Origin of the sequence: Pseudomonas reinekei (genome assembly GCF_001945365.1) — a bacterium.
Classification (GTDB): Bacteria; Pseudomonadota; Gammaproteobacteria; order Pseudomonadales; family Pseudomonadaceae; genus Aquipseudomonas; species Aquipseudomonas reinekei.
Genome location: NZ_MSTQ01000001.1, coordinates 214,388 through 238,629, shown reverse-complemented (window position 1 = coordinate 238,629; position 24,242 = coordinate 214,388). Strand labels below are relative to the sequence as shown.

Genomic DNA, 24,242 nt, shown 5'->3' with positions numbered 1-24,242 from the left:
CGCTCCCACATTTGATTTATGTTCGACACAAATCCCCTGTGGGAGCGGGCTTGCCCGCGATGGCGGCCTCAAATTCGCTGACCATTTCAGACCGGGTCGGCAATCCTTCCATGTCCCCGCGGCTCTGCACCGCGCGGCTGCCAATCCAGTTGGCACGCTTCACCGCCTCGGCAAAGCTGTGGTTTTCCAGAAGAGCGCTGATCATGCCGACGGCAAATCCGTCGCCGGCACCGACCGTATCGACCACCGTTTCCACCGGCACGCCGGCGACGAAACCCTGATCAAGATGGGTTCGGTAGTAAGCGCCGTGCGGCCCCAGCTTGATCGCCACGGCTTCGGCGCCCTGGTCGAGGTAGAACGCGGCGATGTCGGCCGGGTCTTCGAAACCGGTCAGTAAACGACCTTCACTCAGCCCCGGCAGCACCCAATGGGCGAGGGCGGCGAGGCGGTTGATGTCGGTGATCATCTGCTGTTCGCTGGCCCACAGGCTCGGGCGCAGGTTCGGGTCGAACGACACGCTACGGCCGGCATCGCGCATGCGGGTCATCAGTTCGAACGACATCTGCCGCGCCGTTTCCGACAGTGCCGGGGGAATGCCCGTGGCGTGCAGATGGCGAGCCTTGAGCAAGTCCGGCACGATCGAGTGCGGCGACAGGTGACTGGCCGCAGAGCCACGGCGGAAGTACTCGACCACAGGGTCGCTGCCATCGTCGGTGCGCGACTTGAGCTGAAACCCGGTGGGGTGCGCGGGGTCGATGTCAACGTGGCGGCAATCCAGGCCTTCTTTCTCCAGTGTGTGAATCACGAATCGACCCAGGGAATCGGCGCCGACGCGGCTCAGCCACGTCACGTTGAAACCCAGGCGCGACAGGCCAATGGCGACGTTGCTGTCGGCGCCGGCAATGCGTTTGTGGAAGGCGTTGACGCTGGCCAGGTCGCCAGCCTGCTCGGCGACGAACATCGCCATGGTCTCGCCGAACGAAAGGATATCGATCTCAGACATCAGCGGTCTCCAGCGGCGCTTGGCCGAGGTGGGCGAGGGCGGTGACATGTTCGGTGGTCAGTTGCACCAGGTCTTCACCTTGCAACGGGTATTCCGCGGCGCGCATGACGCCTTGGGCCATGTGTCGCAGCAGTTGTTCCCACTGTTGCAAGTCGCTGGCGGCGGGTGGAATGGCAACCAGTTTGCCGTCGGCGCGGCGCGTGACCGCTTTGCAATGCACATAACCGACGTGCCGACCGAGCAACCGCGCGGCGCTGGCGGCGGATTGGTCCTGCCATTGCCAGTTGCCGATATCGAAGGTCATCTTGATCGGCAGGTGGTGTTGCTCGACTTCATTGAAGAAGCGCTGGAACGGTTCGATGCGGCCACCGTGCAGGGTCTGGTCGTTCTCCACCAGCAGTTGCACGGCACTGTCGCCGAGCAGGCGGGCGAGGCTTTGCAGGTCGCTGTTGTCGGTGAAGTAACCCAGCGACACTTTCAGCCATTTGGCGCCGAACATTTGGGCGCGCTGCAGGGCGGTGATCAGTTCGGGATTGGGTCTGGATTGACCGGCCAGCCACAGTTCCATCGGTGATGAGTAGACGCTTTCCAGGCCTTCGGCCTGAGTCGCGTCGGCCAGGTGCTCGGGGTTCTCAAAGGTCAGCAGTTCTTCGCGCCATTCGATGCGTGTAGCCCCGGCGGCAGCCAGCACTGAGATGAAACTGCCCTGGCCGCGCTGGCGCACCAGATCGGCGCCGTAGCTGGACAGGCTGATGGAAACGGCGGGTTTGTTCATGGTTTTTCTACCTCTGAAACCGGTTTCATTTTTGTTCAAAAAAAGAGTGATCTTTAGGGCCCCTTCGCGAGCAGGCTCGCTCCCACAATGGATCTGTGTTCGCAAATCAAATGCGGGAGCCTGCTCGCGAAGGAGCCGGGACATTCACCGAAGAACCCCAAGGGTCGACCCTCTCACCACCAACTGCGCCGAAAAATCCAGGGTCCGCACCGGCCCGTTATCCCCGCGCAAGCGCTTGAGCAAACACTCGAATGCGCTGGCGCCAATCTCGGTGGTCGGCTGCGCCAACGCAGTAATACCGCTGCCCACCAAGGGATACCAATCCAGGTCATCAAGGGCAATCAGCCCCACGTCTTCAAACAGATTGCACCCGAGTTCACGCAACGCATGGGTGCTGGCCAGCGCGGCAATCCCGTTCGCGCAAAACAGCGCTTTCGGGCCAGGGCCTGGTGTGTCGAGGAAGGTTTTCAGGTGGGCATTCAGATCGCTACCGGTTTCGATGTGCGAACCGCGAAGCGCCGGACGTTGTTCAATTTGCGCCTTGAAGCGGCTGACCCGCTCGATTCGCGAGCTGGTGCCATCAACCGGTTCGGTGACCAGCAACACATCGCGATAGCCGCGTTCTTCAAGATGATTGAGTGCCATGTCGATGGCCTGCGGATTGTTCAGCCCGACCATGTCGCTCTCGAGGTTCGCGACCTTGCGATCGACCAGCACCAGGGGCATTTCCCGGTGCAGTTCATGTAACTCGTCACGGTGATGGCCGAGGGTGTTCACGATCAGGCCCTCGATGTTGTACGAGCGCAGCAGGGCCAGGTGCTGGCGTTCCTGCTCGTCGTCGCGGTCGGTGTTGCACACCACCAGGCTATAGCCGTGCTGACGGCAGGAGGTTTCCACTCCGTGCATCACGGCGATTGAATAAGGATTGCGGATATCGGCCACCAGCATGCCGATCAGGCGGGTACGCCCGCGCTTGAGGCCCCGGGCCATCTGGTTCGGGCGATAGCCCAGTTCGGCAATGGATTGTTCGATGCGCCGGGCAATGGCATCGGAGAGCAAAGCGCGGTCTTCACCGATGAACCGCGAAACGCTGGCCTTGGAGACCTTGGCGTGTTCGGCCACGTCGAGCATGGTCACGCGGCTGCGCTGGGCGGCGGAGAAATCGTTCACGGTCTGAAACCTTCTTATTGGATTTATCAGGTTGGGTGCGTGCGCAGCACCTCTGAAACCGGTTTCAGAAGACACCAAAAGCCATTTCGGCGTCAAGCCCCGAATGAACAATTGTCTGACAACCGGCGACGAGTGGGGCTCACCCCAGCACGCTCCACCACGCCGAACCCAGCAACAACAGGGCCATGCCGCGGTTGAAGCGCTGCACGGCCGTGGCCGAACGCAGCCAGCGCGAGGACGCGGCACCGAGCAGCGCCCAGGCGCTCAGGCACGGCAGCGAAATCACAAAGAACGCCAGGGACAGGTAGAACACATGGACCAGTCGATTTTCGCCCACCCCGGCAAACACACTGACCACTGCCAGCGCCATCATCCAGGTCTTCGGGTTGATCCATTGCAGACTGGCAGCGCCCCACAGGCCAAGGCGTGCATCGGTTGCTCGAGCGCTGACGGCTTCGGCCGGAGCGCTGAAAATCTGCCAGGCCAGATAGCTCAGCCACCCTGCGCCGACCCATTGCATGACGGTTTGCAAGGGCGGCCAGGCCGTCAACGCAGACCCGAACCCGGCACCCACCAGCAGCACAAGGATCGCAGCGCTGGCGCAGGCACCCAGGATGATCGGAATGGCCGCCGCCACGCCGAACCGAGCGCTGTTGCTCAGCAACAGAATATTGGTCGGGCCGGGCGTGATCGCGGCGACAAAGGCAAACAGCAAGAAGGGCGGTAACGTCGGGAAAGTGGCGAACATCGAGGGCAAACTCCGGTGAAGATCATTGAAGTCGATCTTCACAATCCCGGCGCTACCTGTCTGGAAGATTTGAGCAGCGTTTACGGTACAGGGCCGGTGTCAGGCCGTAGGCACGGACGAACCAGCGGCCGAGATGACTCTGGTCGGCGAAGCCCAGCGCCATGGCTACCGCCGCCGGTTGTTCGCCCTGGGCGAGCATTCGCCGAGCCCTGGCCAGGCGCAACTGGACAAGGTAGGCATGGGGCGCGATGCCATACGCAGCCTTGAAGGCGCGGGTCAGGCGGAAACGGTCGACGCCCGTAGCAGTGGCCAGTTGATCGAGGCCGATGTCGTATTGTGCGTGGGCGTGCAGGTATTCCCGGGCTTTCTGCGCGACCCGGGGCAGGCGTGGATCTTCGCCATAGCGCGTGCGCCAGTGCAAATGGCTGGTCAGGCGTTCGAGCAAACCATCCAGGGCAGTTTGCCGGACGATTTTCAGTTCGCCGCGGTGCAGGGTTTCGAACGCCAGGCTGGTGGCCTGAGCCAGGCGTGCATCGGTTGCCAGGGTGTTGGCGAAGCTCAATTGGCCGTGGTCGGGGGCCTTGTCGAACACGGCGGCGAGTTCGCGCTGCAACCACTGTGGGTCGAGGTACAGCATGCGGTAGGTGAAACCGCTATCGGTCGGGGCTTCGCCGTCGTGAATGTCTCCCGGCTCGATCAGGAACACCTTGCCCGGTGTGCTTCGGTGTCTGGCGCGCCGGCAGTTGAATTGCTGCACGCCTTGCTCGGTTACGCCCACCAGATAACTGTCATGCCAGTGCGGGTCGTAGGCGTGCCCTTCGAAATGCGCGCGCAGGGTCTCGATGCCGGTGTCGACATCCTGGGCCAGATCGATCCAGTTGTGAGACGTCATGCTGCACCTGTGGGACGGATTGCCGAACGATTTAACCCCCGCACCAGCCTCGAAGCCTAGAACGTTTGTGCAGCTTGTCAGCTGAACAGCCCGGCGGCGATATTGATCGAAAACCCGAGAATGGCCGTATTGAACAGAAAACCGATCAGCGACTGCGCCAGTACGATCTTGCGCAAATCACGGGTGGCCACGCCGACATCCGAGGTCTGCACCGCCACGCCGATGGTGAACGAAAAGTACAGGAAGTCCCAATAGTTGGGCGTTGTCAGGCCTTCGGCAAAACGCAGTGCCGGGTCTTTGCCTTCCCAGGTATAAAACAGCCGCGCGTAATGCACGCTGAAAATCACCCCGATCAGCAGCCACGAACCGATCACCGTCAACGCGGTGAAACCGTAATGCAGGAGCTTGCGGGTGGTTTCCAGGTCTTTGCCGCCGGCCAGTTCGAAGGCGATGGTCGCCAGGCTGGCAATCGCCGCAATGCACACCACGAACAGCACCAGCCCGGCGTTTTCGTCTTCGATCTCGGCAATGCGTTTGACGTCTGCCGCTTTCGAGCGCGCGACCAGCCAGAACATCAGAATCAGGTAAGTCCAGACCCCGGCGTCCCAGCCGATGAGGATTTTGCTGATGATCGAATCGGCTGGCACCAGGATACCCGCTGCGATACCGAGCGTTGCGGCGGCAGACAGTCGGGGGTGGGTGTGGGTGAGGTAGGGCATGAAGGCTCAATGGGTCGCAACGGTGTGAACACCTTAGCCCAGCGCAGTCTGTTATGACCACAGTCCGCAGACGATGAGCTCCTTATGGGAGCCGGCAAGCCGGCTCCCACAAGGATAAGTTTCGGTCAGGTCTATTGATGGCGCTTGCGCACCAGCTTCATCACCACCACAAAAAACACCGGCACGAACAGCACCGCCAGGGTCGCGGTGATCATCCCGCCGATCACCCCGGTGCCGATGGCTTGCTGGCTCGCCGAGCTGGCCCCGGTGGCAATCGCCAGCGGCACTACGCCAAGGATGAACGCCAACGAGGTCATGACGATCGGCCGCAACCGCAGGCGCGCTGCCTGCAACGTGGCGTCGATCAGGTCATGACCTTCGTCGTACAGGCTCTTGGCGAATTCGATGATCAGGATCGCGTTCTTCGCCGACAGGCCGATGATGGTGATCAGCCCGACCTTGAAGAACACATCGTTGGGCATGCCGCGCAAGGTCACCGCCAGCACCGCGCCAAGCACGCCCAGTGGCACCACCAGCAGCACCGAGGTCGGGATCGACCAGCTCTCGTACAGCGCCGCCAGGCACAGGAACACGATCAGCAACGACAGGCCGAGCAGGATCGGCGCCTGGCTGCCGGACAAGCGCTCCTGCAATGACAGGCCGGTCCATTCCTGGCCAAGCCCCGCCGGCCCCAACGCCACCAGCCGTTCGATCTCAGCCATGGCCTGGCCGGTGCTGTGACCGGGTGTCGGTTCACCGGAAATACTGATTGCCGGGTAACCGTTGTAGCGGGTGAGCTGCGCCGGACCTTGAATCCACCTGGCCTGGACGAAGGCTGACAGCGGCACCATCTTCCCGGTGTTGTTACGCACGTGGATCTTCAGCAGATCGTCCACCTGACTGCGTTGGTCACCTTCGGCTTGCACCACAACGCGTTGCATTCGCCCCTGATTGGGGAAGTCGTTGATGTAGGTCGAACCGACGGCGGTGGAGAGCACGCTGCCGATGTCGGCAAAAGACACGCCCAAGGCATTGGCCTGTTTGCGGTCGACGATCAATTGCACCTGCGGCGCTTCCGCCAAGGCGCTTTCGCGCACGTTCATAAGGATCGGGCTCTTTTGCGCGGCTGCCAGCAACTCGGTGCGTGCCTGCATCAACGTAGCGTGGCCAAGCCCGCCACGGTCTTGCAGACGGAACTCGAAACCGCTCGACGTACCGAGGCCATCCACCGGTGGTGGCAACACGGCGAAGGCCATTGCGTCCTTGATCTGGCTGAGGGCGATGTTGGCGCGGTCGGCAATCGAACTGGCCGAGTCATCGCTGCCACGTTTTGACCAATCCGTCAGCGTCGAGAACGCCAACGCCGCATTCTGCCCGCTACCGGAGAAGCTGAAGCCAAGAATCACCACGCTGTCACCGACGCCGGGTTCGCCAGCGTTGTGCGCCTCGATCAACTCGGCCACTTGCACGGTACGGTTCTTGGTTGCGCCCGGCGGCAATTGAATGTCGGTGATGGTGTAACCCTGGTCTTCCGTCGGCAAGAACGAAGAGGGCAGACGCACGAAGCACAGCCCCAGACCGATCAGCAACACGCCGTAGATCAGCAGGTAGCGGCCAGTGCGCTTGAGTGCATAGGCAACCCAGCCTTGATACCGGTCAGTGAGTTGCTCGAACCAACGGTTGAAGCCGCCAAAGAAGCCGGTTTTTTCGTGATGCTCACCCTTGGCAATCGGCTTGAGCAAGGTCGCGCACAGCGCCGGGGTCAAGGTCAGGGCCAGGAACGCCGAGAACAGGATCGAGGTGGCCATGGACAACGAGAACTGCCGGTAGATCACTCCCACCGAACCCTGCATGAACGCCATCGGGATGAATACCGCGACCAGTACCAAGGTGATGCCGATGATCGCCCCGGTGATCTGCTTCATCGCCTTGCGCGTGGCTTCCTTGGGCGATAACCCCTCGGTGGCCATGATCCGCTCGACGTTTTCCACCACCACAATCGCGTCGTCCACCAGGATGCCGATGGCCAGCACCATGCCGAACATGGTCAGCACGTTGATCGAGAACCCCAGGGCCAGCATGGTCGCAAAGGTGCCCATCAACGCCACCGGCACCACCAGCGTCGGAATCAGCGTATAGCGGATGTTCTGCAGGAACAGGAACATCACCGCGAACACCAGCAGCATTGCTTCGCCCAGTGTGTAGACCACTTTGGTGATCGAGACCTTGACGAAGGGTGAGGTGTCGTACGGTATCTTGTATTCCACGTTCGCCGGGAAGTAGCGCGACAGTTCATCCATCTTCGCCCGCACCAGGGTGGCGGTGCTCAGGGCGTTGGCCCCGGGCGAGAGTTGCACACCGACGGCGGTCGAAGGCTTGCCGTTCAGGCGCGTGGAAAACTGGTAGTCCTGACTGCCTATCTCGACTCGCGCCACATCACCGATGCGCACGGTGGAGCCGTCGGGATTGGCCTTGAGCACGATGTCGGCGAATTCTTCCGGCGTCGACAACTGGCCTTTGACCAGAATCGTCGCGGTGATTTCCTGGGTGCTGCGGCTCGGCAAGTCACCGATGCTGCCGGCCGAGACCTGGGCGTTTTGCGCGACGATGGCGGCATTGACGTCGGCGGGCGTGAGGTTGAAGCCGATCAGCTTCCGCGGGTCGATCCAGATGCGCATCGCCCTTTCGGCGCCGTACAGCTGCGCCTTGCCGACGCCGTCCAGACGCTTGATTTCGTTCATCACATTGCGCGCCAGATAGTCGCTGAGCGCGACGTCGTCGAGCTTGCCGTCGCTGGACGTCAGGGTGATCAACAGTAGAAAACCGGCGGAGACTTTTTCCACCTGCAAACCCTGTTGGTTCACCGCTTGCGGCAGGCGCGACTCCACGACCTTGAGGCGGTTTTGCACATCCACCTGGGCCATCTCCGGATCGGTGCCCGGCTGGAAAGTCGCCTTGATCGTGGCGCTGCCGAGGCTGCTTTGCGATTCGAAATACAACAGGTGATCAGCGCCGTTGAGTTCTTCCTCGATCAGGCTGACCACGCTTTCGTCAACGGTCTGTGCCGAAGCGCCCGGGTATACGGCGTAAATTTCGATTTGCGGCGGCGCGACATCGGGGTACTGCGCCACCGGTAACTGCGGAATGGCCAGGGCACCGGCCAGCAGGATGAACAGCGCGACCACCCAGGCGAATACCGGGCGGTCGATAAAGAACTGCGGCATAAACAAGCGTCCTGCTTACTGACCAGAAACCTGGGCAAGTGGAAGAGGGGAGTCGTCGATCTGCACTTTCTCGCCGGGACGGGCGTGTTGCAGGCCTTCGGTGACGATACGATCGCCGGGTTTCAGGCCGTTGGTCACGACCCAGCGATCGTTTTGCACCTGGCCCAGTTCAACCGTTTGCTGGCTGATGCGCTGTTCGGCGTCGAGCACCAGCACTTGGGCAATGCCGGCGCTGTCCCGCTGGATCGCCCGCTGCGGTACGCTGATGCCTTGCTGGTTGACCGCTTGCTCCAGGCGAACGCGCACGAAACTGCCGGGCAACAGGTCGAGGTCCGGGTTGGGGAATTCACTGCGCAGAATGATCTGGCCGGTACCCGGGTCGACGCTGATGTCGCTGAACAGCAACTTGCCCGGCAACGGGTAGAGGCTGCCGTCGTCCTGAATCAATGTGGCTTTGGCCTGCCCTTGGCCGACTTCTTTCAACTGACCGGAGCGGAAGGCCCGACGCAGTTCGTTGAGTTCGCGAGTCGACTGGGTCAGGTCGGCGTGGATCGGGTTCAGCTGTTGAATTAACGCCAGTGGCGTGGTTTCGTTCTGGCCCACCAGTGCGCCTTCGGTGACCAGCGCACGACCGATGCGCCCGGAAATCGGCGCGGTGACGGTGGCGTAGCCCAGGTTCAGTTTCGCCCGGTCGACAGCAGCTCTGTTGGCGGCGACATCAGCGATGGTATGCCGAACGGCGACCCGGGCGTTGTCATAGTCCTGGCCACTGATGGCATTGCCTTCGATCAACTGGGCGTAGCGCTGTTCCAGCAGCTTTGCCTGAAACGCATTGGCCTCGGACTTGTGCAGCGCGGCTTCGGCGCTGTCCAGGTCAGCCTTGAACGGTGCCGGATCGATGCGGAACAGCACATCGCCTTTTTTCACGTCGGTGCCTTCGTGGAAGGTGCGTTGCAGGACCACGCCCGCCACCCGGGCGCGCACTTCAGCGATGCGCGGCGCGGCAATACGTCCGCTCAGTTCGCTGCTGATCGACAGCGGTCGGGCTTCGATGGTTTCGATACGAACACTGGCCAGTGGCGGCTGCTCTTCGGCTGTCGGAGCCTTGTCGCACGCGCTCAGCGCCAATGCCAGTGCGATCAGGCTGAGCCTGGCTAACAGATTCTTTGACATGAATGACCCCAATAATGACCCCAGCATCCTACCGGGCGTCGGCGAGGGTAGCGGTGAAGCTTTGTAGGCGCTGTGTGAAATTGTGTAAGGGTTTTGCTCGAGCGTGCATGAGGGCGTATATCCTGCAAGCCTTGATTACTTTTGCGCTGGGTCGACTACCTTCGCGAGCAGGCTCGCGAAGGCGGTCTATCGAACGCCACCGCACTTTCTGGAAGCACCTGATGCCCAACATCCTCCTGGTCGAAGACGACACCGCCCTCGCCGAACTGATCGCCAGTTATCTGGAACGCAACGGCTACTCCGTCAGCGTGATCAGCCGCGGCGACCACGTGCGCGAGCGGGCGCGGCTCAATCCGCCGGACCTGGTGATCCTTGACCTGATGCTGCCCGGCCTCGATGGCCTGCAAGTCTGTCGCTTGCTGCGCGCCGATTCGGCAGCGTTGCCGATCCTGATGCTCACCGCCCGCGACGACAGCCACGATCAGGTGCTGGGCCTGGAAATGGGCGCCGATGACTACGTGACCAAACCCTGCGAGCCGCGCGTCCTGCTGGCCCGGGTGCGCACCTTGCTGCGCCGCAGCAGTCTCAGCGAACCCCAGACCGCCAACGACCGCATCCTCATGGGCAACCTGTGCATCGACCTGTCCGAGCGCACCGTCACCTGGCGCGGGCAATTGGTCGAACTGTCCAGCGGCGAATACAACCTGCTGGTGGTGCTGGCCCGGCATGCCGGCGAAGTGCTAAGCCGTGACCAGATCCTGCAACGCCTGCGCGGCATCGAGTTCAACGGCACCGACCGCTCGGTGGACGTGGCGATTTCCAAGCTGCGGCGCAAATTCGACGACCACGCCGGCGAGGCTCGCAAGATCAAGACCGTGTGGGGCAAGGGTTACCTGTTCAGCCGTTCCGAGTGGGAATGCTGAGCCGATGTTCAGAATCCTCTTTCGTCTTTCCCTGGTGACCATCGTCTCGTTCAGTGCGGCGATTTACCTGGTGCCAGATCTGGTGATCAAGGTCTTCCACGAGCGCTTTGTCACCTACAACCTTGATTATTCCCGAGGGCTGCAAACCCTCATGGTCAAACAATTCAAGGCCGTACCGACCGAGCAATGGCCGGCGCTGGCGGCGCAAATGGACAAGGAATTTCATCCACTGCAGATCGTCCTCAGCGGCAATGACGACGCAGGGTTTTCCGTAGACGAGCAGCAACGCTTGCAACGCGGCGAATACGTGGTGCGCGTGGGGGATTGGGGTTGGCGCACCCTGGCGGTGGCACCGCTGGACGAGCGCACCGTGGTGCAGATGGTCGTGCCGCCGGACCCGATGGACGTGAGCCTGTTGTACTGGAGCATCAACGTGCTGATCGGCGCGACCATGCTCGCGTGCCTGTTGCTGTGGCTGCGCCCGCACTGGCGCGATCTGGAACGGCTCAAACGTGCCGCCGAGCGTTTCGGCAAGGGCCACTTGAGTGAGCGTACGCAAATTGCCCCCAGTTCCAACATCGGCAGCCTGGCCAACGTCTTCGACACCATGGCCGGTGACATCGAAAACCTGCTTAACCAGCAGCGCGATTTGCTTAACGCGGTCTCCCATGAGCTGCGCACGCCGCTGACCCGGCTGGATTTTGGCCTGGCGCTGGCGCTTTCCGATGACTTGCCTGCTACCAGCCGCGAGCGCTTGCAAGGCTTGGTTGATCACATTCGTGAACTCGATGAGTTGGTGCTGGAGTTACTGTCGTACAGTCGCCTGCAAAATCCGGCGCGAGTGCCGGAACAGGTCGAGGTTTCGCTGGATGAATTCATCGACAGCATTCTGGGCAGTGTCGATGACGAGCAATCGCCGGACATCGTCATCGACGTGCTGCTCCACGGCCAGCTCGAACGCTTCAGCCTCGATCCGCGACTGACCGCCCGCGCCCTGCAAAACCTGCTGCGCAACGCCATGCGCTACTGCGAGAAGCGCATTCAGATTGGCGTGCAGGTGTGCCCCAAAGGTTGTGAAATCTGGGTCGATGACGACGGTATCGGCATCCCGGATGATGAGCGCGAACGGATCTTCGAACCGTTCTACCGCCTCGACCGCAGCCGCGACCGGGCCACCGGCGGGTTTGGCCTGGGGCTGGCGATCAGTCGTCGGGCGATTGAGACGCAGGGCGGTACATTGACGGTCGAAGCTTCTCCGTTGGGTGGGGCCAGGTTTCGCTTGTGGTTGCCGGCACCGGTTTAGCGTCACTCGACCTGTCATTCCTGACAGTAGCCAACCGCGTCAATTCGGCGTTTCATGGAAAACACGCAGTCAAGCTGTCGCGCCACCCACTGATGACCGGAGGCGAGTGATGGGAACACCTACAATAAAAACAACAGGCGAGGGCACGATCAGCGCCATCAGGAACGTCTGGATCGATTCGACGTGGACCCGGTTCGCGATGGTCCTGCCTGACGAAGGCAGTTCCAAAGTGGCTGTACGCATCGGGCCGAACCTCACGGCGGATGGCGAGGACAGCTTTCGCGTCGGCGACAAGGTGAGATTCACCGTGCTGACGGAACCAGCGGGGGAGTTTCCAAGGGTGCAGGATTTAGTCAAGTCCGCCGACATCAACACGTTCTGACAGACCCTCCCCTGTGGCGAGCGAGCTTGCACGCGCTGAGTCGCGCGGCGGCCCCCGGCATTCTTTCAGTTACACGGTGCAAGCCGGATTGACGACGGCTGCGCCGCCGAGCGGGAGCGAGCTCCCTCGCCACAGAAGCCGGTACATGCCGGAGGGTCAGGCGCTCAATCGACCGCGCAGCGTCGTGGCCATCGCCTCCAGTTCTGCCGCCGGGTTATGCCCGATCAGCATCCACGCGTGTTGCATACCGGCCCAATAAACGATGTTCATCCCGTGCCGACGTTCCCGGACAAAATGCCGGCTACCGCTGTTGGAGCGGGTGATGCACAGCGCCATCGGGCCGTGGACCGGGTCGAGGTAGGTAATCTGGGCGATCGGCACACCGTCGTACTCAAGGATTTGCGCTCGCTTGATTTCAGCGCGAGGCAAGGCCAGCTGCACCGGTGAAAGACTCAAGTCCAGGCTGGTCTCGATCGTGTGCAATTGCGAGCGCTGGGTGGCTTCGTCGTTGGGCAAATGGTCGAGCGTTTGCGGGATGTAGAGCACCATGTAATCGGCCACCAACTGGCGCCAGTTATCGTTTTCCTGGCTGGCTTGCCAGCTGAGGAACAAACGGTCCGCGAGCACGCCGCTTACCACCAGCCCGGCTGCCGCCGCGAGGAACCGGCGCCGACCAAGGGGCGGGCGGGTTGCCGAGGGCAAGGTGTCGAGCATGGCTTGCATGCGATCCACCGGGGCCTGGTTCACCAACTCGTCATAGGCGGACTTGAACGGCAGGCTGCTGCGGTTCAGCCATTGCAGGCGCAGGCCGAGCATCGGGTCTTCGGCCACGGCGGCGTCGATGCGCTGGCGCTGTTCGCTGTCGAGTTGGTTGTCGAGATACGCCACCAGTTGCTCATCCGTGGGGTTCACGTTCATCGACGTTCTCCGTGAGTGGAGGGGTTCGGTACGGCTTGTAAGGGCGGGTACTCGGCCAGTTTGGCCCGGGCAGTGGCCAGGCGACTCATCACGGTGCCGATGGGCACCTGCAGCACTTCGGCGACTTCGCGGTAGGACAAGCCTTCGACATAAGCCAGAAACACGGTTTCCCGCTGGGTTTCCGGCAGCGCATCGACGCGGCGGATGACTTGCGCCGCCATCACATGGGTTTGCGCTGCGTACTCACCGTCGAACGACAACACCTGTTCACCCTCTATCGTGCCTTGCCCGTGCCGCACCCGACGCGCTCGTATTTCGTTGAGCCAGATCGAATGCAGAATGCTCATCAGCCAATGGTCCATGCGCGTCCCCGGCGCAAACTGCGCGGCCCGTTCCAACGCCCGCACACAGGTGGCCTGCACCAGATCTTCGGCCACATGCCTTTGTCGAGACAACAGCAGTCCGTAACGCCACAAACGCGCCAGATGCTGGCCCAGTTCTGCCCGTATTGCCTGATCGCTGGCGATAGCGACCTCCGCGTGTTCGATAGGTCAGGTTTTCGATGAGTCGTTGATGGCTTCAGCCAGGTCCTGATACTCCTCGCAAACGGTGTTGCCGCATATCGATTTGATCTGCTGCAACTGCTCCTGTGCGAGGGCCAGTTGCCCCTTGATCACGTAGGCTTCACCCAGGTACTCGCGAACCTGCGCATAGTGGGGATCGAGTTTCACCGATTGCAGGTAGTAACCGATACCTTCGTCAGTGCGACCCAGTTTACGCGTCGCGTAGCCACGATAGTTCAACGCTTTGGCTGTGTTCGGCTGTTTGAGCGTGTCGAGCAGCGCCAGGGCTTCTGCATAGCGCCCGTCCTTGGCCAACTGATAGGCGTAATCGGTGCGATCGGCGTCCGATACATGCTGGCTGGTCTGCTTGACGCATTTCTGCGCTTTGGTATCGAACACCTGATCCCTGGGGCACTGCGGCTTGGCGGGCGTATCTTCCTCGCCATTGGCCCATGCCTGTGAACCGGACAGCATGACAGCAAGCATCAACGGTGCCGTAAAAATCGATAAACGGTTATTCATGAGTGAAGCTCCATGCATGTCAGGGGGGGGGGCATCGCGTTGACTGTCAGAACGTGAACACGCCAGCGTGAGCATTTATTCATTTTTTTGTGCGGTTGTATGTAACGACAGATCGGATCGGCTGCGGCCTATGCACTCCATCCTCTCCCGGCTGGTCCCGCATTTGGCCGAACCACTGCCTTACTGCCTCCCACAATGCCTTGTTATAGTTCGGGCCTCTTTTTCGCCCGCTAAAGGATCACTGGCATGACTCAATACACTGCGTTCAACGTCGAACTGGTCGATAAAATTGCACATGTACAGATCAATCGCCCGGAAAAGATCAATTCGATGAATGCTGCGTTCTGGCGTGAGATCGTCGAGATTTTCCAGTGGATCGACGACACCGACGAAGTGCGCGTGGTGGTCCTCAGCGGTGCCGGTAAACATTTTTCCTCGGGCATCGACCTGATGATGCTGGCCGGTGTGGCCAATGAACTGGGCAAGGACGTCGGGCGCAACGCGCGCCTGCTGCGACGCAAAATCCTCACCCTGCAAGCCTCTTTCAACGCTGTCGACAACTGCCGTAAACCGGTGCTCGCCGCCATCCAGGGTTATTGCCTGGGCGGTGCCATCGACCTGATCGCCGCCTGCGACATGCGTTACGCCGCCGAAGACGCACAGTTCTCAATCAAGGAAATCGACATCGGCATGGCCGCCGACGTTGGAACGTTGCAACGCTTGCCGCGAATCATCGGGGACGGCATGCTGCGTGAACTGGCTTACACGGGCCGCACCTTCGGCGCCGACGAAGCGCGGGGCATGGGTCTGGTCAATCGCGTTTACAGCGACACCGCCAACCTGCTCGACGGCGTCATGGGCATTGCCCGGGAAATTGCCAGCAAGTCGCCGATTGCGGTCACCGGCACCAAGGAAATGATCAGCTACATGCGCGATCACCGCATCGACGACGGCCTCGAATACGTCGCCACCTGGAACGCCGCCATGTTGCAATCCACTGACTTGCGCGTGGCCATGGCCGCCCATATGAGCAAACAGAAACCCGAATTTCTGGATTGATTGAAAAATGACTTCACGCTGGACCACTGCAGTACTGGACACCGACCAACCCGGCGGCTGGGCCGTGGCGCGTAGCCCGGAAGGTTTTTTGTTCGACGACAATGGCGCACTGTTTCCCCGGGAATGGCTCAAACGTCAGGACCTGTCGATGCTTGCCGAACATGGCATCGGCCACCTCGACGGAGAGCCGGTGTACCTGCTGGAATTACGCAGCCCCGCTGCGGTGCCGGGCTGCAACTGGAAAGGCTTGCGGGCGTTCATGCTCGACGGCGATCACACGGTGTACAAGGTGCTCGGCTACGCCGCGCAGATCGGCACCTGGGCCCGTGAGCATCGTTTTTGCGGTAACTGTGGTCAAGCCATGACCCAGGTGCCGCGCGAACGGGCGATGTATTGCCAGCCGTGCGAACTGCGCAGCTACCCACGGATCTCGCCGAGCATGATCGTGTTGGTGACCCGTGGCGATGAAGTGCTGCTGGCACGCTCGCCACGGTTCGTTAGCGGGGTCTACAGCACCTTGGCGGGGTTCGCCGAACCGGGCGAATCGGCCGAGGACTGCCTGATTCGCGAGGTGCGCGAAGAAGTGCGGATCGAGGTCAAGAATATCCAGTACATGGGCAGTCAGTGCTGGCCGTTCCCGCATTCGATGATGCTCGGCTTCCACGCCGAGTATGCCGGTGGGGAAATCGTCTGCCAGGAAGACGAGATCGAAGACGCCCAGTGGTTCAACGTGCACGAACTGCCGCCGTTGCCGGCATCACGTTCGATTGCCCGTTACTTGATCGACGTCTACGTGGCCCGTCGTTTAGGCCACGCTGAACCAGTGTTGCCAGGCTAGCCGCACGGTCAGCCCCAGCACCACGGTGATGAACACCGGACGGATGAATTTCGCGCCGCCGCTGATGGCGGTGCGAGCCCCGAAAAAGGCACCGACCATCACCGACAGCCCCATGCTCAGGCCGATGATCCAGTCCACTTGCCCGGAAAAAATGAACACCGACAGCGCCGCCGCGTTGCTGACGAAGTTCATGCTGCGCGCCACGCCGCTGGCCTTGACCAGATCGATGGGATACATCAACAGGCTGCTGACGGTCCAGAACGCACCGGTGCCGGGACCGGCCACGCCATCGTAGAAACCGAGGCTGAAACCCTGGGTCGATTGCCACTTTTTCCTGATCGGCGCGTTGCTGTCCAGCGGCGCTTTCGGCGTGCCGCCAAACAACAGATAAAGGCCACAGGCGAAAACGATCACCGGCAACATCTTGTTCAGCCATTCTGCCGGCAGGTAATGCGCGACCACGGCACCGGTCAGTGCGCCGACCAAGGTGCCGACGATGGCGTGCACCCATAGCCGTGGGTGGAACAATTTGCGGCGGTAGAAGGTGAAACTGGCGATGGCCGAGCCGAAGGTCGAGCTGAGTTTGTTGGTGCCCAGCACCAGGTGCGGTGGCAGGCCGGCCGTGAGCAGGGCCGGGGTGGTCAACAGACCGCCCCCGCCGGCAATGGCGTCGATGAAACCGGCAATGAATGCGACGAAGGCCAGAATGGCCAGGGTGCTGAGGTCTACGCTGAGTTCGAAAGGCATGGAAGATCGGCTTAATCGGCAGGGGCGCAGAAAAGGGCTGCGGGGAAGGGCCGGTATGTTACCTATATCCAACTGATGCGGCGAGCCGTCTGGCCTGCACGCGAAGACTGACGGATAAGCCCTGCATCACTTGCGTTCAGGCCCGTTTATTGGCTGACGCTTTGAGCGTTGCAAGCTTTTGTGGCGAGGGAGCTTGCTCCCGCTTGAGTGCGTAGCGCTCACAAGATGTTGGGGCCGCTTCGCAGCCCAGCAGGAGCAAGCTACCTCGCCACAGAGCTCGTCCGCCCTTAAATAAAGGGCTGACGCGCCAGGTTTACAAGCCCAGATCCGACAGGCCTGGGTGATCATCCGGACGACGACCCAGCGGCCAGTGGAACTTGCGCTCGCTTTCCTTGATCGGCATGTCGTTGATGCAGGCAAACCGGTTAGCCATCAAGCCATTCTCGTCGAATTCCCAGTTCTCGTTGCCGTAGGAGCGGAACCAGTTGCCCGAATCGTCGTGCCATTCATAGGCGTAACGCACGGCGATGCGGTTGTCGGTAAAGGCCCACAGTTCCTTGATCAAGCGATAGTCCAGTTCCTTGGCCCACTTGCGGGTCAGGAAGCCCTTGGCTTCTTCTCGGTTGTAGGCGAACTCGGCGCGGTTACGCCACTTGGTGTCCAGGGTGTAGGCCAGCGACACGCGTGCCGGGTCGCGGGAGTTCCAGCCATCTTCGGCCAGGCGAACTTTTTCGATGGCCGATTCACGGGTGAAGGGCGGCAATGGCGGACGAACTTCGGCGTTGGACATTATAAAATCTCCGAATCAATTTAAAGTTGTAAACACGTTGTCGGGCTCGATTAAGTGGCTACAGGTCCAATAACTTTCGCGCCATGCATTGCGCATTATCGGCGGCACTGTGATCACCCATTACAAGCGCCACGGTAATGGCACCGTCAATCAGGATCAGCAGTTGTTTGGCCAGCAACTGCGGATTCTCGGCGCCATATTCGGTACACAGCTCGCACACGTAGTCGAGCAGCTTTTGTTTGTGGTCCCTGGCAACCAGACGGACCGGATCTAGCGGGTCGCCGGTTTCCCCGCTGGTGTTGATGAACGCGCAGCCCCGAAAGCCTTCTGAGACAAACCACGACTTGAGCACGGTGAACAGGTTGAGCAGGCGCTCGGTCGGGGTTGCGGCCTGTCCGACTTCGGTTCTGTACCAGTGCATCCAGCGTTGGTCGCGGCGTTGCAGGGCGGCGACAGTCAGCTCCTCCTTGTTGGCGAAGTAGCGGTAGATACTTTTTCTGGAGACGCCGGCGGTCTTCACCAGAAGATCCATGCCAGTGGCAGCGATGCCACTTTTGTAGATCAACTTTTCGGTGACATCCAGAATGATGTCGCGTGTGTCGTTGCGAGTGATTTCGTTCATGGGGAAAATAGTAGAACGATCGTTCTCCTTGGTCAAATTATTTTTTGTGAACAGATGAATTGCCATCGCCGGCAGGCTGGTCCCCATCGATGGACGCGTTCCAAAGACGGGAGCCAGCCTGCTGACGATGGGGCCATTACAGACAGCAACAAGACCCAAGCCGATCCATGGTGTAAGCTCTCGAACTCTCTGGATTCGACCCATTGCGAGCCCTATGCCGTCGCTTTTCAAACGCTCCCTGCTGCCTAAACTGCGCAGTTTCCCGCTGACCGCCGATGCCGTCACCATCCTCTCCGGCGCCGCCGAGTTCCGTCGTTGCCTGCTGGAAAAAATCGCCAGCGCCACTCAGCGCATCTATATCGTTGCGCTGTACCTGCAACAGGATGAGGCCGGTCAGGAAATTCTCGATGCCTTGCACGCCGCCAAACTGGCGCGTCCGCAACTTGACGTGGTGGTGGTCGTTGACTGGTTGCGCGCCCAGCGCGGTTTGATCGGTGCCGGCAAACAACCGGGCAACTCGGCCTGGTACCAGGAGATGACCCGTACCTACGCCAGTGAAGTGCCGGTGTATGGCGTGCCGGTGCAAACCCGCGAGTTGTTCGGCGTGTTGCATTTAAAGGGCTTCATTATCGATGACTGCGTGATCTACAGCGGTGCGAGTCTGAACAACGTCTACCTGCACAAACTCGACAAGTACCGCTACGACCGTTATCACCTGCTGTACAACAGCCCCCTGGCCGATTCGATGCAGCATCTTGTTCAGCATGGCCTGGTGGCCTCCAAAGCAGTGCATCGCCTCGACTTGCCGAACCTGCCGACCACCCGCAGCCTGCGCAACGACATCGGCGATCTGCGCAGCCGCCTCAAGCACGCTGCGTATGACACCACCCAGGGTTCCACGGACAAGAGCGGTTTGTCCGTCAGTCCGTTACTGGGCGTGGGCAAGAACAATCCACTGAGCCGGGTGATCGGCGAGTTGATCGCCAGCGCCAGGCATCAACTGACCATCTGCACGCCCTACTTCAACTTGCCGTTGGCCGTCACTCGGGAAATCAACCGGGCGCTGGCGCGGGGCGTGAAGATCGACATCGTGGTCGGCGACAAGACCGCCAACGATTTCTACATCCCGCCGAGCGAGCCGTTCAAAGTGATTTCGGCGTTGCCGTACCTCTACGAAATCAGTCTGCGTCGCTTCGCCAAGCGCCATCAGCGCAACATCGACAGCGGTCAGTTGAACCTGCACCTGTGGAAGGATGGCGACAACACCTACCACCTCAAAGGCATGTGGATCGATCAGCGCTACACCTTGCTGACCGGCAACAATCTCAATCCGCGAGCATTCCGCCTCGATCTGGAAAACGCCTTGCTGATCGATGATCCGAAAGGCGAGCTGTTGGAACCGCGTCGGACTGAACTGGCGCAGATCTTTCAGCACACCAGCCGTATCGAGCGTTATCAGGACCTGGACACCTTGCCCGAGTACCCGGCGGGGGTTGCTAAGTTTCTCAAACGTGTCAGTCGGGTGCGGATCGAGCGATTGTTGTACCGCATTCTGTAGGCTTCACATATTCAGTTCAAACCAAGCTTGCCCCGCAACGTCGACAAATCCTCAGCCAGTGTATTGACCGGACCGACCAGCGCTTTGCGGTCGTTTTCCTTCACTTTGTCGTAAGTCTCGAAACCGCCATCCTGGGTCTTGTACTTGGCCAGGATGGTGTTCACCGTGGTGAAGTTTTTGTCGACTTTGGCGACGAGCGCAGCGTCCTGTTTTTCGATTTGCGGACGGAACAGATCGACGATTTTATTGGCGCCGTCGATGTTGCCCTGGAAGTCATACAGATCGGTGTGGCTGTAGCGATCTTCCTCGCCGGAGACTTTGGTGGCCGCCACTTCTTCAAGTAATGCAGCGGCACCGCCTACAACTTTTTCCGGTGGGAACGTCAGGCCGGCGACGCGGGTTTGCAGGTCTTTGACGTCTTTGTTCAAGCCGTCCGCCAGGTCGCCTAGCCCCTGGGTGCTGTTCTGCGAGAACAACGAATATTCGATGCGGTGAAAACCGGTGAAGTCTTCGGCGCTCACGCCTTTTTCATGGTCGTCGACACGTGAGTCGATGGCGGCATCAAGGTCACTGAACAGTTCGGCGATCGGCTCGATCGACTCGTAGTAAACCCGGGTTGGCGCGTAGAGCTTTTTCGCAGTGGCCAGGTCGCCTTGTTTCACCGCGTCGGTGAACTGCTGGGTGTGGCTGGCCAGTTCATCGAGCTGCTCGGTGACGTAGATCTTGTAATCGGAAATCGGCTGCACCAACGCCAGCGGCGCCGTGGCCGCGAACGCTGAAAATGGGGTGTTGAGCAAGCCTAGGGTCAGCATTAACGCCAGTGGCGACTTTTTCATGGGACGGCTCCGTGTTGGGTTGTTCAGGCGGTTTTTGTGGGTTGTATGGCAGCCAGCAGGGCGCGACCGATGAAGTCCCGGTCGCCCGTCACGCCGGGCAGGGTGAAGAAGTAACCGCCGCCCACCGGTTTGAGGTATTCCTCCAGCGGCTCGCCATTGAGGCGGGTTTGCACGGTGATGAAGCCTTTCTCCAGATCTGCCTGATAGCAAATGAACAACAGGCCCATGTCGAGCTGACCGTTTTTGTTGACGCCGTTGGAGTAGTTGAATGGCCGGCGCAGGATCAGGTTGGCCTGGGTTGCGGCCGTGCGCGGGTTGGCCAGACGGATGTGCGCGTTGAGCTTGGTCAGCTTGCCTTCGGGGTCCTTGGCGTAGTCCGGGACTTGCGTTTCATGGGTGCCACCCATGGGCGCGCCGCTGCTTTTGACTCGGCCAAGTATGCTTTCCTGCTCCTGCAACGGTGTGCGGTCCCAGCGCTCGACAAAGTTGCGGATGATCCGAACCGCCTGATAGCTGCCGTTCGTGGACCAGGCCGGTTCGTCGCTGCCGGGCTGGACCCAGACGATACGGTCCATGGCCTCGGCATCGTTGGAATCAGGGTTAGCCGAACCATCACGAAAACCGAGGAAGTTGCGTGCGCTCTGCGCCGGCACGCCGGGTTTCGCCGGCGCCTGGGGCGGCACGCTGCCTTCCTGTTTCCAGCGCACCAGCAACAGGTCCGGCAGGTTTTTCACGATGTCGCGCAAGGCGTGAATATTGGTGTCGGCGGTGTTGGCGCAAAACTGCAGGCTCAGGTCGCCGTGGCAGCAATCGGCGTCCAGCGCATCGTTGGGAAAACCGACCATGCGGATCAGGCGCTTGGGCTTGACGGCGGCCAGGCCAAATCGCTCGTCGAACAGAGACTCGCCAACCGAGACGGTGATGGTCAGATTATCCGGGGTGACGACCGGGCCGAGAATCCCCGAGTCCACCGGTGGCAATTTCGGGTCGACCTGAGTCACCGGGCCGCCCTTCATCAGGAACGCGATGCGTTCGTTGAGGGTGCGGAACAGGCGTTCCAGGTCTTCACGATCGGTGGCGAGTACATCAAACGATACCAACATGCCGGACGCCGGGCGTGGGGTGACAATGCCGCTCTGCCGTTTGCCGTGGAAGTCGTGACGGTCTTCGGTTTTATCGCTGCGCGGGGCTTCGGTGACCTGCGCGGGACTGGCGGCCATGGCGGGGCAGCTCAATGCTGTACCGGCCAGGGCGACACCGGCGGCGCCCATGCCCATCAGTACCCGGCGACGTTGAAGGTTGAATGGCTCTGAATCGTTCATCTGAAAAGGGTCTTCTGCTTACAGGCCGGAAAGGCCAAGGGCGGGATCAATGCCATCGAGGGCGTCGGCGAGAGCCTTGGCCTTGTCGGCGATTTGCTGTCGCTGCTGGGCGTTTACGCTGTCGTAACTGGCGTAGCCGTCACTGACGTTAAAACCGTTGAGCTCGGCATCGAAGGCGGCGAGGGCCGAGTCAATCTTCGGCAGCAACTGCGCTGCGGATTTCGCCAGTAACGGCCGCAACAGGTCGACGACCTTGCGGGCGGCGTCGAGGTTGCCGCTGAAACCGTTCAGGTCAGTGTGGCTGTAGCGTTCCTCTTCGCCGCTAATGGCGCGTACCTCGGCAAGGCCGTTGAGGTTGCGCACCACGATGCTCACCAGCTGTTCCGGCGGCAGCGATTGGGCCAGCAGTTGTTGTTTGAGGCGGGTGACGTCGGCGAGCAGGCACTGGGCGACAGGTGCCAGTCCATCAATGTCGCGCTGTTGGAACAGCGCGTATTCGAGGCGGTGGAAGCCGATGAAACCCGGATCCTGCTCGCGCTTCTCGAAGTAATCGGCGCGGGCGTTGATCGTGTTGTCCAGCTCGGCCAGGCGTTGGGCCGCGGGAGCCAGTCGTTGATAAGCCGCACGGGCTGGCGGATACAGGGCTTGCGCCTCGCTCAAGTCGCCGGCGTCGATGGCTTGCTCGAGGGCGGTCACGGCTTTGATCAGCGCTGTGCCCTGCAGGCTCAAGTACACGCGAAACTCTGACAACGGTCCGACAAACGCCACCATGGATGGCTTGGCCTTGGCCGCTGCATCGGACGCCGCCGTCGGCGTGACGTGCAGGGTGCCGCGTGGGTTGCTCAACAGGCCGCAGGTGATCGCGTAGTCGCCGGGCATGAGGTTGGCGTTGATCACCTGACTCAGACCGGGCGCGATGTTCTCGCGCTCCTCGACCACCAGCACGCCATCGAGGATTTCCCATTCAACGGCACGTTCCGAGCGGTTGACGATGCGGAAACTGGTGCGACCGGCCGGCACCGTCAACGCATTGGGTTCGCAGCGTTGGGGGTGAATGGCCACCAGCACTTCGTCGTGGTTGGCCAGGCGTCTGGCGGCGGCGATTTTCGAGGCGTAATAGAACAGGCCACCGGCGGCGATCATCACGATTACCGAACCTGCCACCCCCCAGCGCAAGGCGCGGGGAGGGGAAGGCTGGGAAGGAAATTGGTTTGGCATGGTTGCCCTTACTGGCTGGAAACGGAAGAAGACTGTCTGGACGGGGCAGGGGCGGGGAGGAAAAACATCACCAGCGCCACCAGCAGGTAAATCAGCCAGGCGCCGAGGGTGCTCACGGTCGGCGCATCCTGATAACCGAACATGCCGGCCAGCACCGAGCCCAGCGGGCCATCCATCGGCAGCGAGGCGCTGATGTCGAAAAGCACGGTTTGCAGGTGGTTCCACACCCCGGCTTCATGTAGCGCCTGCACGGAATTGGCGAGAATCCCGGCCGCCACCACGAGGATGAACAGACCGGTCCAGCGAAAGAACGCGCCGAGGTTCAGACGCATGCTGCCGGTGTAGATCAGGAAGCCGACGACGATGGCCAGGATCAGGCCGAGCAGGGCGCCGAGCGGTGCCGCCGGGCCTTCGCTTTGCTGGAACACTGCGAGCAGGAAGAACACCGTTTCCAGGCCTTCCCGGGCCACGGCAAAAAACACCATGGCGATCAGTGCGGTCACCTGATGTCTGGAGCCGGTCAGCGCCAGATCGAGAGACGCGTGCAGCGAATGCTTGATCGAGCGCGCCACCTTGCGCATCCAGAACACCATGGAACTCAAGATGCCCACGGCCACCAGGCCGACCACGCCTTCGAACAGCTCCTGTTGTTTTTGCGGGAATTCAGCGCTGACCAGTTCCAGGCCGCCGCCCACCAGCAGCGCGAGGGCGGCCGCAAGAAAGACGCCGATCCACACGGCGGGCATCCACTGCCCGCGACCGGTCTGTTGAAGGTAACTGGCGATGATGCCAACGATCAACGCGGCCTCGATACCTTCGCGCAGCATGATCAGAAAAGGAACGAGCATTCAGCACCGTCAAGGATTTAGATAGGGTGCTAAGTTGTAACATAATGACACTCATTCCCATATGTGATTGATTGACATTTGGCTGAACC

At 61.0% G+C, this 24,242-nt stretch carries 24 protein-coding genes; 6 read left to right on the top strand and 18 right to left on the bottom strand.

Going from position 1 to position 24,242, the window contains the following annotated elements:
* Positions 1 to 16: 16 nt before the first annotated feature.
* The 8 genes from BVK86_RS01125 to BVK86_RS01090 form a co-directional block, all read right to left on the bottom strand.
* The gene (locus BVK86_RS01125) at positions 17 to 1,003 is read right to left on the bottom strand and encodes a sugar kinase (RefSeq protein WP_075944658.1); all 987 of its coding nucleotides are present in this window, start codon (positions 1,001 to 1,003) and stop codon (positions 17 to 19) included.
* On the bottom strand, positions 996 to 1,778 hold the full coding sequence (locus BVK86_RS01120; RefSeq protein WP_075944657.1) for a sugar phosphate isomerase/epimerase family protein: 783 nt from the start codon (positions 1,776 to 1,778) through the stop codon (positions 996 to 998). The genes BVK86_RS01125 and BVK86_RS01120 overlap by 8 nt, the downstream gene beginning before the upstream one ends.
* A gap of 144 nt (positions 1,779 to 1,922) precedes the next feature.
* Positions 1,923 to 2,948, bottom strand: a complete 1,026-nt coding sequence (locus tag BVK86_RS01115; protein ID WP_075944656.1) for a LacI family DNA-binding transcriptional regulator — start codon at positions 2,946 to 2,948, stop codon at positions 1,923 to 1,925.
* Positions 2,949 to 3,087: 139 nt separating this feature from the next.
* Entirely contained in the window at positions 3,088 to 3,696 is a 609-nt protein-coding gene (locus tag BVK86_RS01110) for a LysE family translocator (RefSeq protein ID WP_075944655.1), read from the bottom strand.
* 52 nt (positions 3,697 to 3,748) lie between these two features.
* Positions 3,749 to 4,588: an AraC family transcriptional regulator gene (locus BVK86_RS01105; protein WP_075944654.1), complete on the bottom strand. Its 840-nt coding sequence runs from the start codon at positions 4,586 to 4,588 to the stop codon at positions 3,749 to 3,751.
* Positions 4,589 to 4,665: 77 nt separating this feature from the next.
* Entirely contained in the window at positions 4,666 to 5,307 is a 642-nt protein-coding gene (locus BVK86_RS01100; RefSeq protein ID WP_075944653.1) for a DUF1345 domain-containing protein, read from the bottom strand.
* A gap of 131 nt (positions 5,308 to 5,438) precedes the next feature.
* A complete protein-coding gene (locus BVK86_RS01095; protein ID WP_075944652.1) occupies positions 5,439 to 8,531 on the bottom strand; it encodes an efflux RND transporter permease subunit in 3,093 nt (1,030 codons plus the stop codon).
* A 15-nt stretch (positions 8,532 to 8,546) separates the two neighbouring features.
* Positions 8,547 to 9,704, bottom strand: a complete 1,158-nt coding sequence (locus tag BVK86_RS01090; protein ID WP_075944651.1) for an efflux RND transporter periplasmic adaptor subunit — start codon at positions 9,702 to 9,704, stop codon at positions 8,547 to 8,549.
* 221 nt (positions 9,705 to 9,925) lie between these two features.
* Between BVK86_RS01090 and BVK86_RS01085 the strand changes: the two genes are divergently transcribed.
* From BVK86_RS01085 to BVK86_RS01075, 3 genes are all read left to right on the top strand, one after another.
* Positions 9,926 to 10,627, top strand: coding sequence for a response regulator (locus tag BVK86_RS01085; RefSeq protein WP_075944650.1), 702 nt, complete (start codon positions 9,926 to 9,928; stop codon positions 10,625 to 10,627).
* A 4-nt stretch (positions 10,628 to 10,631) separates the two neighbouring features.
* Positions 10,632 to 11,930: an ATP-binding protein gene (locus BVK86_RS01080; protein WP_075944649.1), complete on the top strand. Its 1,299-nt coding sequence runs from the start codon at positions 10,632 to 10,634 to the stop codon at positions 11,928 to 11,930.
* A 109-nt stretch (positions 11,931 to 12,039) separates the two neighbouring features.
* Entirely contained in the window at positions 12,040 to 12,312 is a 273-nt protein-coding gene (locus BVK86_RS01075) for a hypothetical protein (protein WP_075944648.1), read from the top strand.
* Positions 12,313 to 12,468: 156 nt separating this feature from the next.
* Here BVK86_RS01075 and BVK86_RS01070 read toward each other — a convergent pair whose 3' ends face one another.
* Genes BVK86_RS01070 through BVK86_RS01060 form a run of 3 tightly spaced genes read right to left on the bottom strand, consistent with a single transcriptional unit; the run spans position 12,469 to position 14,315 of the window.
* Positions 12,469 to 13,230: an anti-sigma factor family protein gene (locus BVK86_RS01070; RefSeq protein WP_075944647.1), complete on the bottom strand. Its 762-nt coding sequence runs from the start codon at positions 13,228 to 13,230 to the stop codon at positions 12,469 to 12,471.
* Positions 13,227 to 13,727 carry an RNA polymerase sigma factor gene (locus BVK86_RS01065; protein WP_197678095.1) on the bottom strand — a complete coding sequence of 167 codons (501 nt, stop codon included), beginning with the start codon at positions 13,725 to 13,727 and terminating at the stop codon, positions 13,227 to 13,229. Before BVK86_RS01065 ends, BVK86_RS01070 begins: the two co-directional genes overlap by 4 nt.
* A 54-nt stretch (positions 13,728 to 13,781) precedes the next feature.
* Complete coding sequence (locus BVK86_RS01060; RefSeq protein ID WP_075944645.1) at positions 13,782 to 14,315, bottom strand: hypothetical protein; 534 nt, start codon at positions 14,313 to 14,315, stop codon at positions 13,782 to 13,784.
* A 246-nt stretch (positions 14,316 to 14,561) separates the two neighbouring features.
* Here BVK86_RS01060 and BVK86_RS01055 point away from each other — a divergent pair, with 246 nt between their 5' ends.
* Both BVK86_RS01055 and nudC read left to right on the top strand, forming a co-directional pair.
* Positions 14,562 to 15,374 carry a crotonase/enoyl-CoA hydratase family protein gene (locus BVK86_RS01055; protein ID WP_075944644.1) on the top strand — a complete coding sequence of 271 codons (813 nt, stop codon included), beginning with the start codon at positions 14,562 to 14,564 and terminating at the stop codon, positions 15,372 to 15,374.
* Between the two features lie 7 nt (positions 15,375 to 15,381).
* Positions 15,382 to 16,212, top strand: coding sequence for an NAD(+) diphosphatase (nudC, locus tag BVK86_RS01050; protein ID WP_075944643.1), 831 nt, complete (start codon positions 15,382 to 15,384; stop codon positions 16,210 to 16,212).
* Here the strand turns inward: nudC and BVK86_RS01045 are convergent.
* The 3 genes from BVK86_RS01045 to BVK86_RS01035 all read right to left on the bottom strand — a co-directional run bounded on the left by BVK86_RS01045 (position 16,180) and on the right by BVK86_RS01035 (position 18,371).
* Positions 16,180 to 16,959 (bottom strand): TSUP family transporter, encoded by a 780-nt coding sequence (locus BVK86_RS01045; RefSeq protein ID WP_075944642.1) that lies wholly within the window; start codon positions 16,957 to 16,959, stop codon positions 16,180 to 16,182. The two genes, nudC and BVK86_RS01045, sit on opposite strands and share 33 nt — an antisense overlap.
* A gap of 313 nt (positions 16,960 to 17,272) precedes the next feature.
* Positions 17,273 to 17,749 (bottom strand): nuclear transport factor 2 family protein, encoded by a 477-nt coding sequence (locus tag BVK86_RS01040; RefSeq protein WP_173668859.1) that lies wholly within the window; start codon positions 17,747 to 17,749, stop codon positions 17,273 to 17,275.
* A gap of 58 nt (positions 17,750 to 17,807) precedes the next feature.
* A complete protein-coding gene (locus BVK86_RS01035) occupies positions 17,808 to 18,371 on the bottom strand; it encodes a TetR/AcrR family transcriptional regulator (RefSeq protein WP_075944946.1) in 564 nt (187 codons plus the stop codon).
* A 214-nt stretch (positions 18,372 to 18,585) separates the two neighbouring features.
* On the opposite strand from BVK86_RS01035, the gene pssA reads away from it, so the two are divergent.
* Complete coding sequence (pssA, locus tag BVK86_RS01030) at positions 18,586 to 19,929, top strand: CDP-diacylglycerol--serine O-phosphatidyltransferase (protein ID WP_075944640.1); 1,344 nt, start codon at positions 18,586 to 18,588, stop codon at positions 19,927 to 19,929.
* Between the two features lie 11 nt (positions 19,930 to 19,940).
* Here the strand turns inward: pssA and efeO (BVK86_RS01025) are convergent, their stop codons facing one another.
* Genes efeO (BVK86_RS01025) through efeU form a run of 4 tightly spaced genes read right to left on the bottom strand, consistent with a single transcriptional unit; the run spans position 19,941 to position 24,153 of the window.
* Positions 19,941 to 20,765, bottom strand: a complete 825-nt coding sequence (efeO, locus tag BVK86_RS01025) for an iron uptake system protein EfeO (protein ID WP_075944639.1) — start codon at positions 20,763 to 20,765, stop codon at positions 19,941 to 19,943.
* Positions 20,766 to 20,788: 23 nt separating this feature from the next.
* Complete coding sequence (efeB, locus tag BVK86_RS01020; protein WP_075944638.1) at positions 20,789 to 22,087, bottom strand: iron uptake transporter deferrochelatase/peroxidase subunit; 1,299 nt, start codon at positions 22,085 to 22,087, stop codon at positions 20,789 to 20,791.
* 18 nt (positions 22,088 to 22,105) lie between these two features.
* A complete protein-coding gene (efeO, locus tag BVK86_RS01015) occupies positions 22,106 to 23,305 on the bottom strand; it encodes an iron uptake system protein EfeO (protein WP_075944637.1) in 1,200 nt (399 codons plus the stop codon).
* Positions 23,306 to 23,313: 8 nt separating this feature from the next.
* A complete protein-coding gene (efeU, locus tag BVK86_RS01010) occupies positions 23,314 to 24,153 on the bottom strand; it encodes an iron uptake transporter permease EfeU (protein WP_075944636.1) in 840 nt (279 codons plus the stop codon).
* Between the last annotated feature and the right edge of the window lie 89 nt (positions 24,154 to 24,242).

What these genes read in the sequence shown, in the direction of transcription:
- BVK86_RS01125 (WP_075944658.1), bottom strand. Translation starts at nt 1,003, where the DNA reads ATGTCTGAGATCGATATCCTTTCGTTCGGCGAGACCATGGCGATGTTC.
- BVK86_RS01120 (WP_075944657.1), bottom strand. Translation starts at nt 1,778, where the DNA reads ATGAACAAACCCGCCGTTTCCATCAGCCTGTCCAGCTACGGCGCCGAT.
- BVK86_RS01110 (WP_075944655.1), bottom strand. Translation starts at nt 3,696, where the DNA reads ATGTTCGCCACTTTCCCGACGTTACCGCCCTTCTTGCTGTTTGCCTTT.
- BVK86_RS01105 (WP_075944654.1), bottom strand. Translation starts at nt 4,588, where the DNA reads ATGACGTCTCACAACTGGATCGATCTGGCCCAGGATGTCGACACCGGC.
- BVK86_RS01100 (WP_075944653.1), bottom strand. Translation starts at nt 5,307, where the DNA reads ATGCCCTACCTCACCCACACCCACCCCCGACTGTCTGCCGCCGCAACG.
- BVK86_RS01095 (WP_075944652.1), bottom strand. Translation starts at nt 8,531, where the DNA reads ATGCCGCAGTTCTTTATCGACCGCCCGGTATTCGCCTGGGTGGTCGCG.
- BVK86_RS01090 (WP_075944651.1), bottom strand. Translation starts at nt 9,704, where the DNA reads ATGTCAAAGAATCTGTTAGCCAGGCTCAGCCTGATCGCACTGGCATTG.
- BVK86_RS01085 (WP_075944650.1), top strand. Translation starts at nt 9,926, where the DNA reads ATGCCCAACATCCTCCTGGTCGAAGACGACACCGCCCTCGCCGAACTG.
- BVK86_RS01080 (WP_075944649.1), top strand. Translation starts at nt 10,632, where the DNA reads ATGTTCAGAATCCTCTTTCGTCTTTCCCTGGTGACCATCGTCTCGTTC.
- BVK86_RS01075 (WP_075944648.1), top strand. Translation starts at nt 12,040, where the DNA reads ATGGGAACACCTACAATAAAAACAACAGGCGAGGGCACGATCAGCGCC.
- BVK86_RS01070 (WP_075944647.1), bottom strand. Translation starts at nt 13,230, where the DNA reads ATGAACGTGAACCCCACGGATGAGCAACTGGTGGCGTATCTCGACAAC.
- BVK86_RS01060 (WP_075944645.1), bottom strand. Translation starts at nt 14,315, where the DNA reads ATGAATAACCGTTTATCGATTTTTACGGCACCGTTGATGCTTGCTGTC.
- BVK86_RS01055 (WP_075944644.1), top strand. Translation starts at nt 14,562, where the DNA reads ATGACTCAATACACTGCGTTCAACGTCGAACTGGTCGATAAAATTGCA.
- nudC (WP_075944643.1), top strand. Translation starts at nt 15,382, where the DNA reads ATGACTTCACGCTGGACCACTGCAGTACTGGACACCGACCAACCCGGC.
- BVK86_RS01045 (WP_075944642.1), bottom strand. Translation starts at nt 16,959, where the DNA reads ATGCCTTTCGAACTCAGCGTAGACCTCAGCACCCTGGCCATTCTGGCC.
- BVK86_RS01040 (WP_173668859.1), bottom strand. Translation starts at nt 17,749, where the DNA reads ATGTCCAACGCCGAAGTTCGTCCGCCATTGCCGCCCTTCACCCGTGAA.
- BVK86_RS01035 (WP_075944946.1), bottom strand. Translation starts at nt 18,371, where the DNA reads ATGAACGAAATCACTCGCAACGACACACGCGACATCATTCTGGATGTC.
- pssA (WP_075944640.1), top strand. Translation starts at nt 18,586, where the DNA reads ATGCCGTCGCTTTTCAAACGCTCCCTGCTGCCTAAACTGCGCAGTTTC.
- efeO (WP_075944639.1), bottom strand. Translation starts at nt 20,765, where the DNA reads ATGAAAAAGTCGCCACTGGCGTTAATGCTGACCCTAGGCTTGCTCAAC.
- efeB (WP_075944638.1), bottom strand. Translation starts at nt 22,087, where the DNA reads ATGAACGATTCAGAGCCATTCAACCTTCAACGTCGCCGGGTACTGATG.
- efeO (WP_075944637.1), bottom strand. Translation starts at nt 23,305, where the DNA reads ATGCCAAACCAATTTCCTTCCCAGCCTTCCCCTCCCCGCGCCTTGCGC.
- efeU (WP_075944636.1), bottom strand. Translation starts at nt 24,153, where the DNA reads ATGCTCGTTCCTTTTCTGATCATGCTGCGCGAAGGTATCGAGGCCGCG.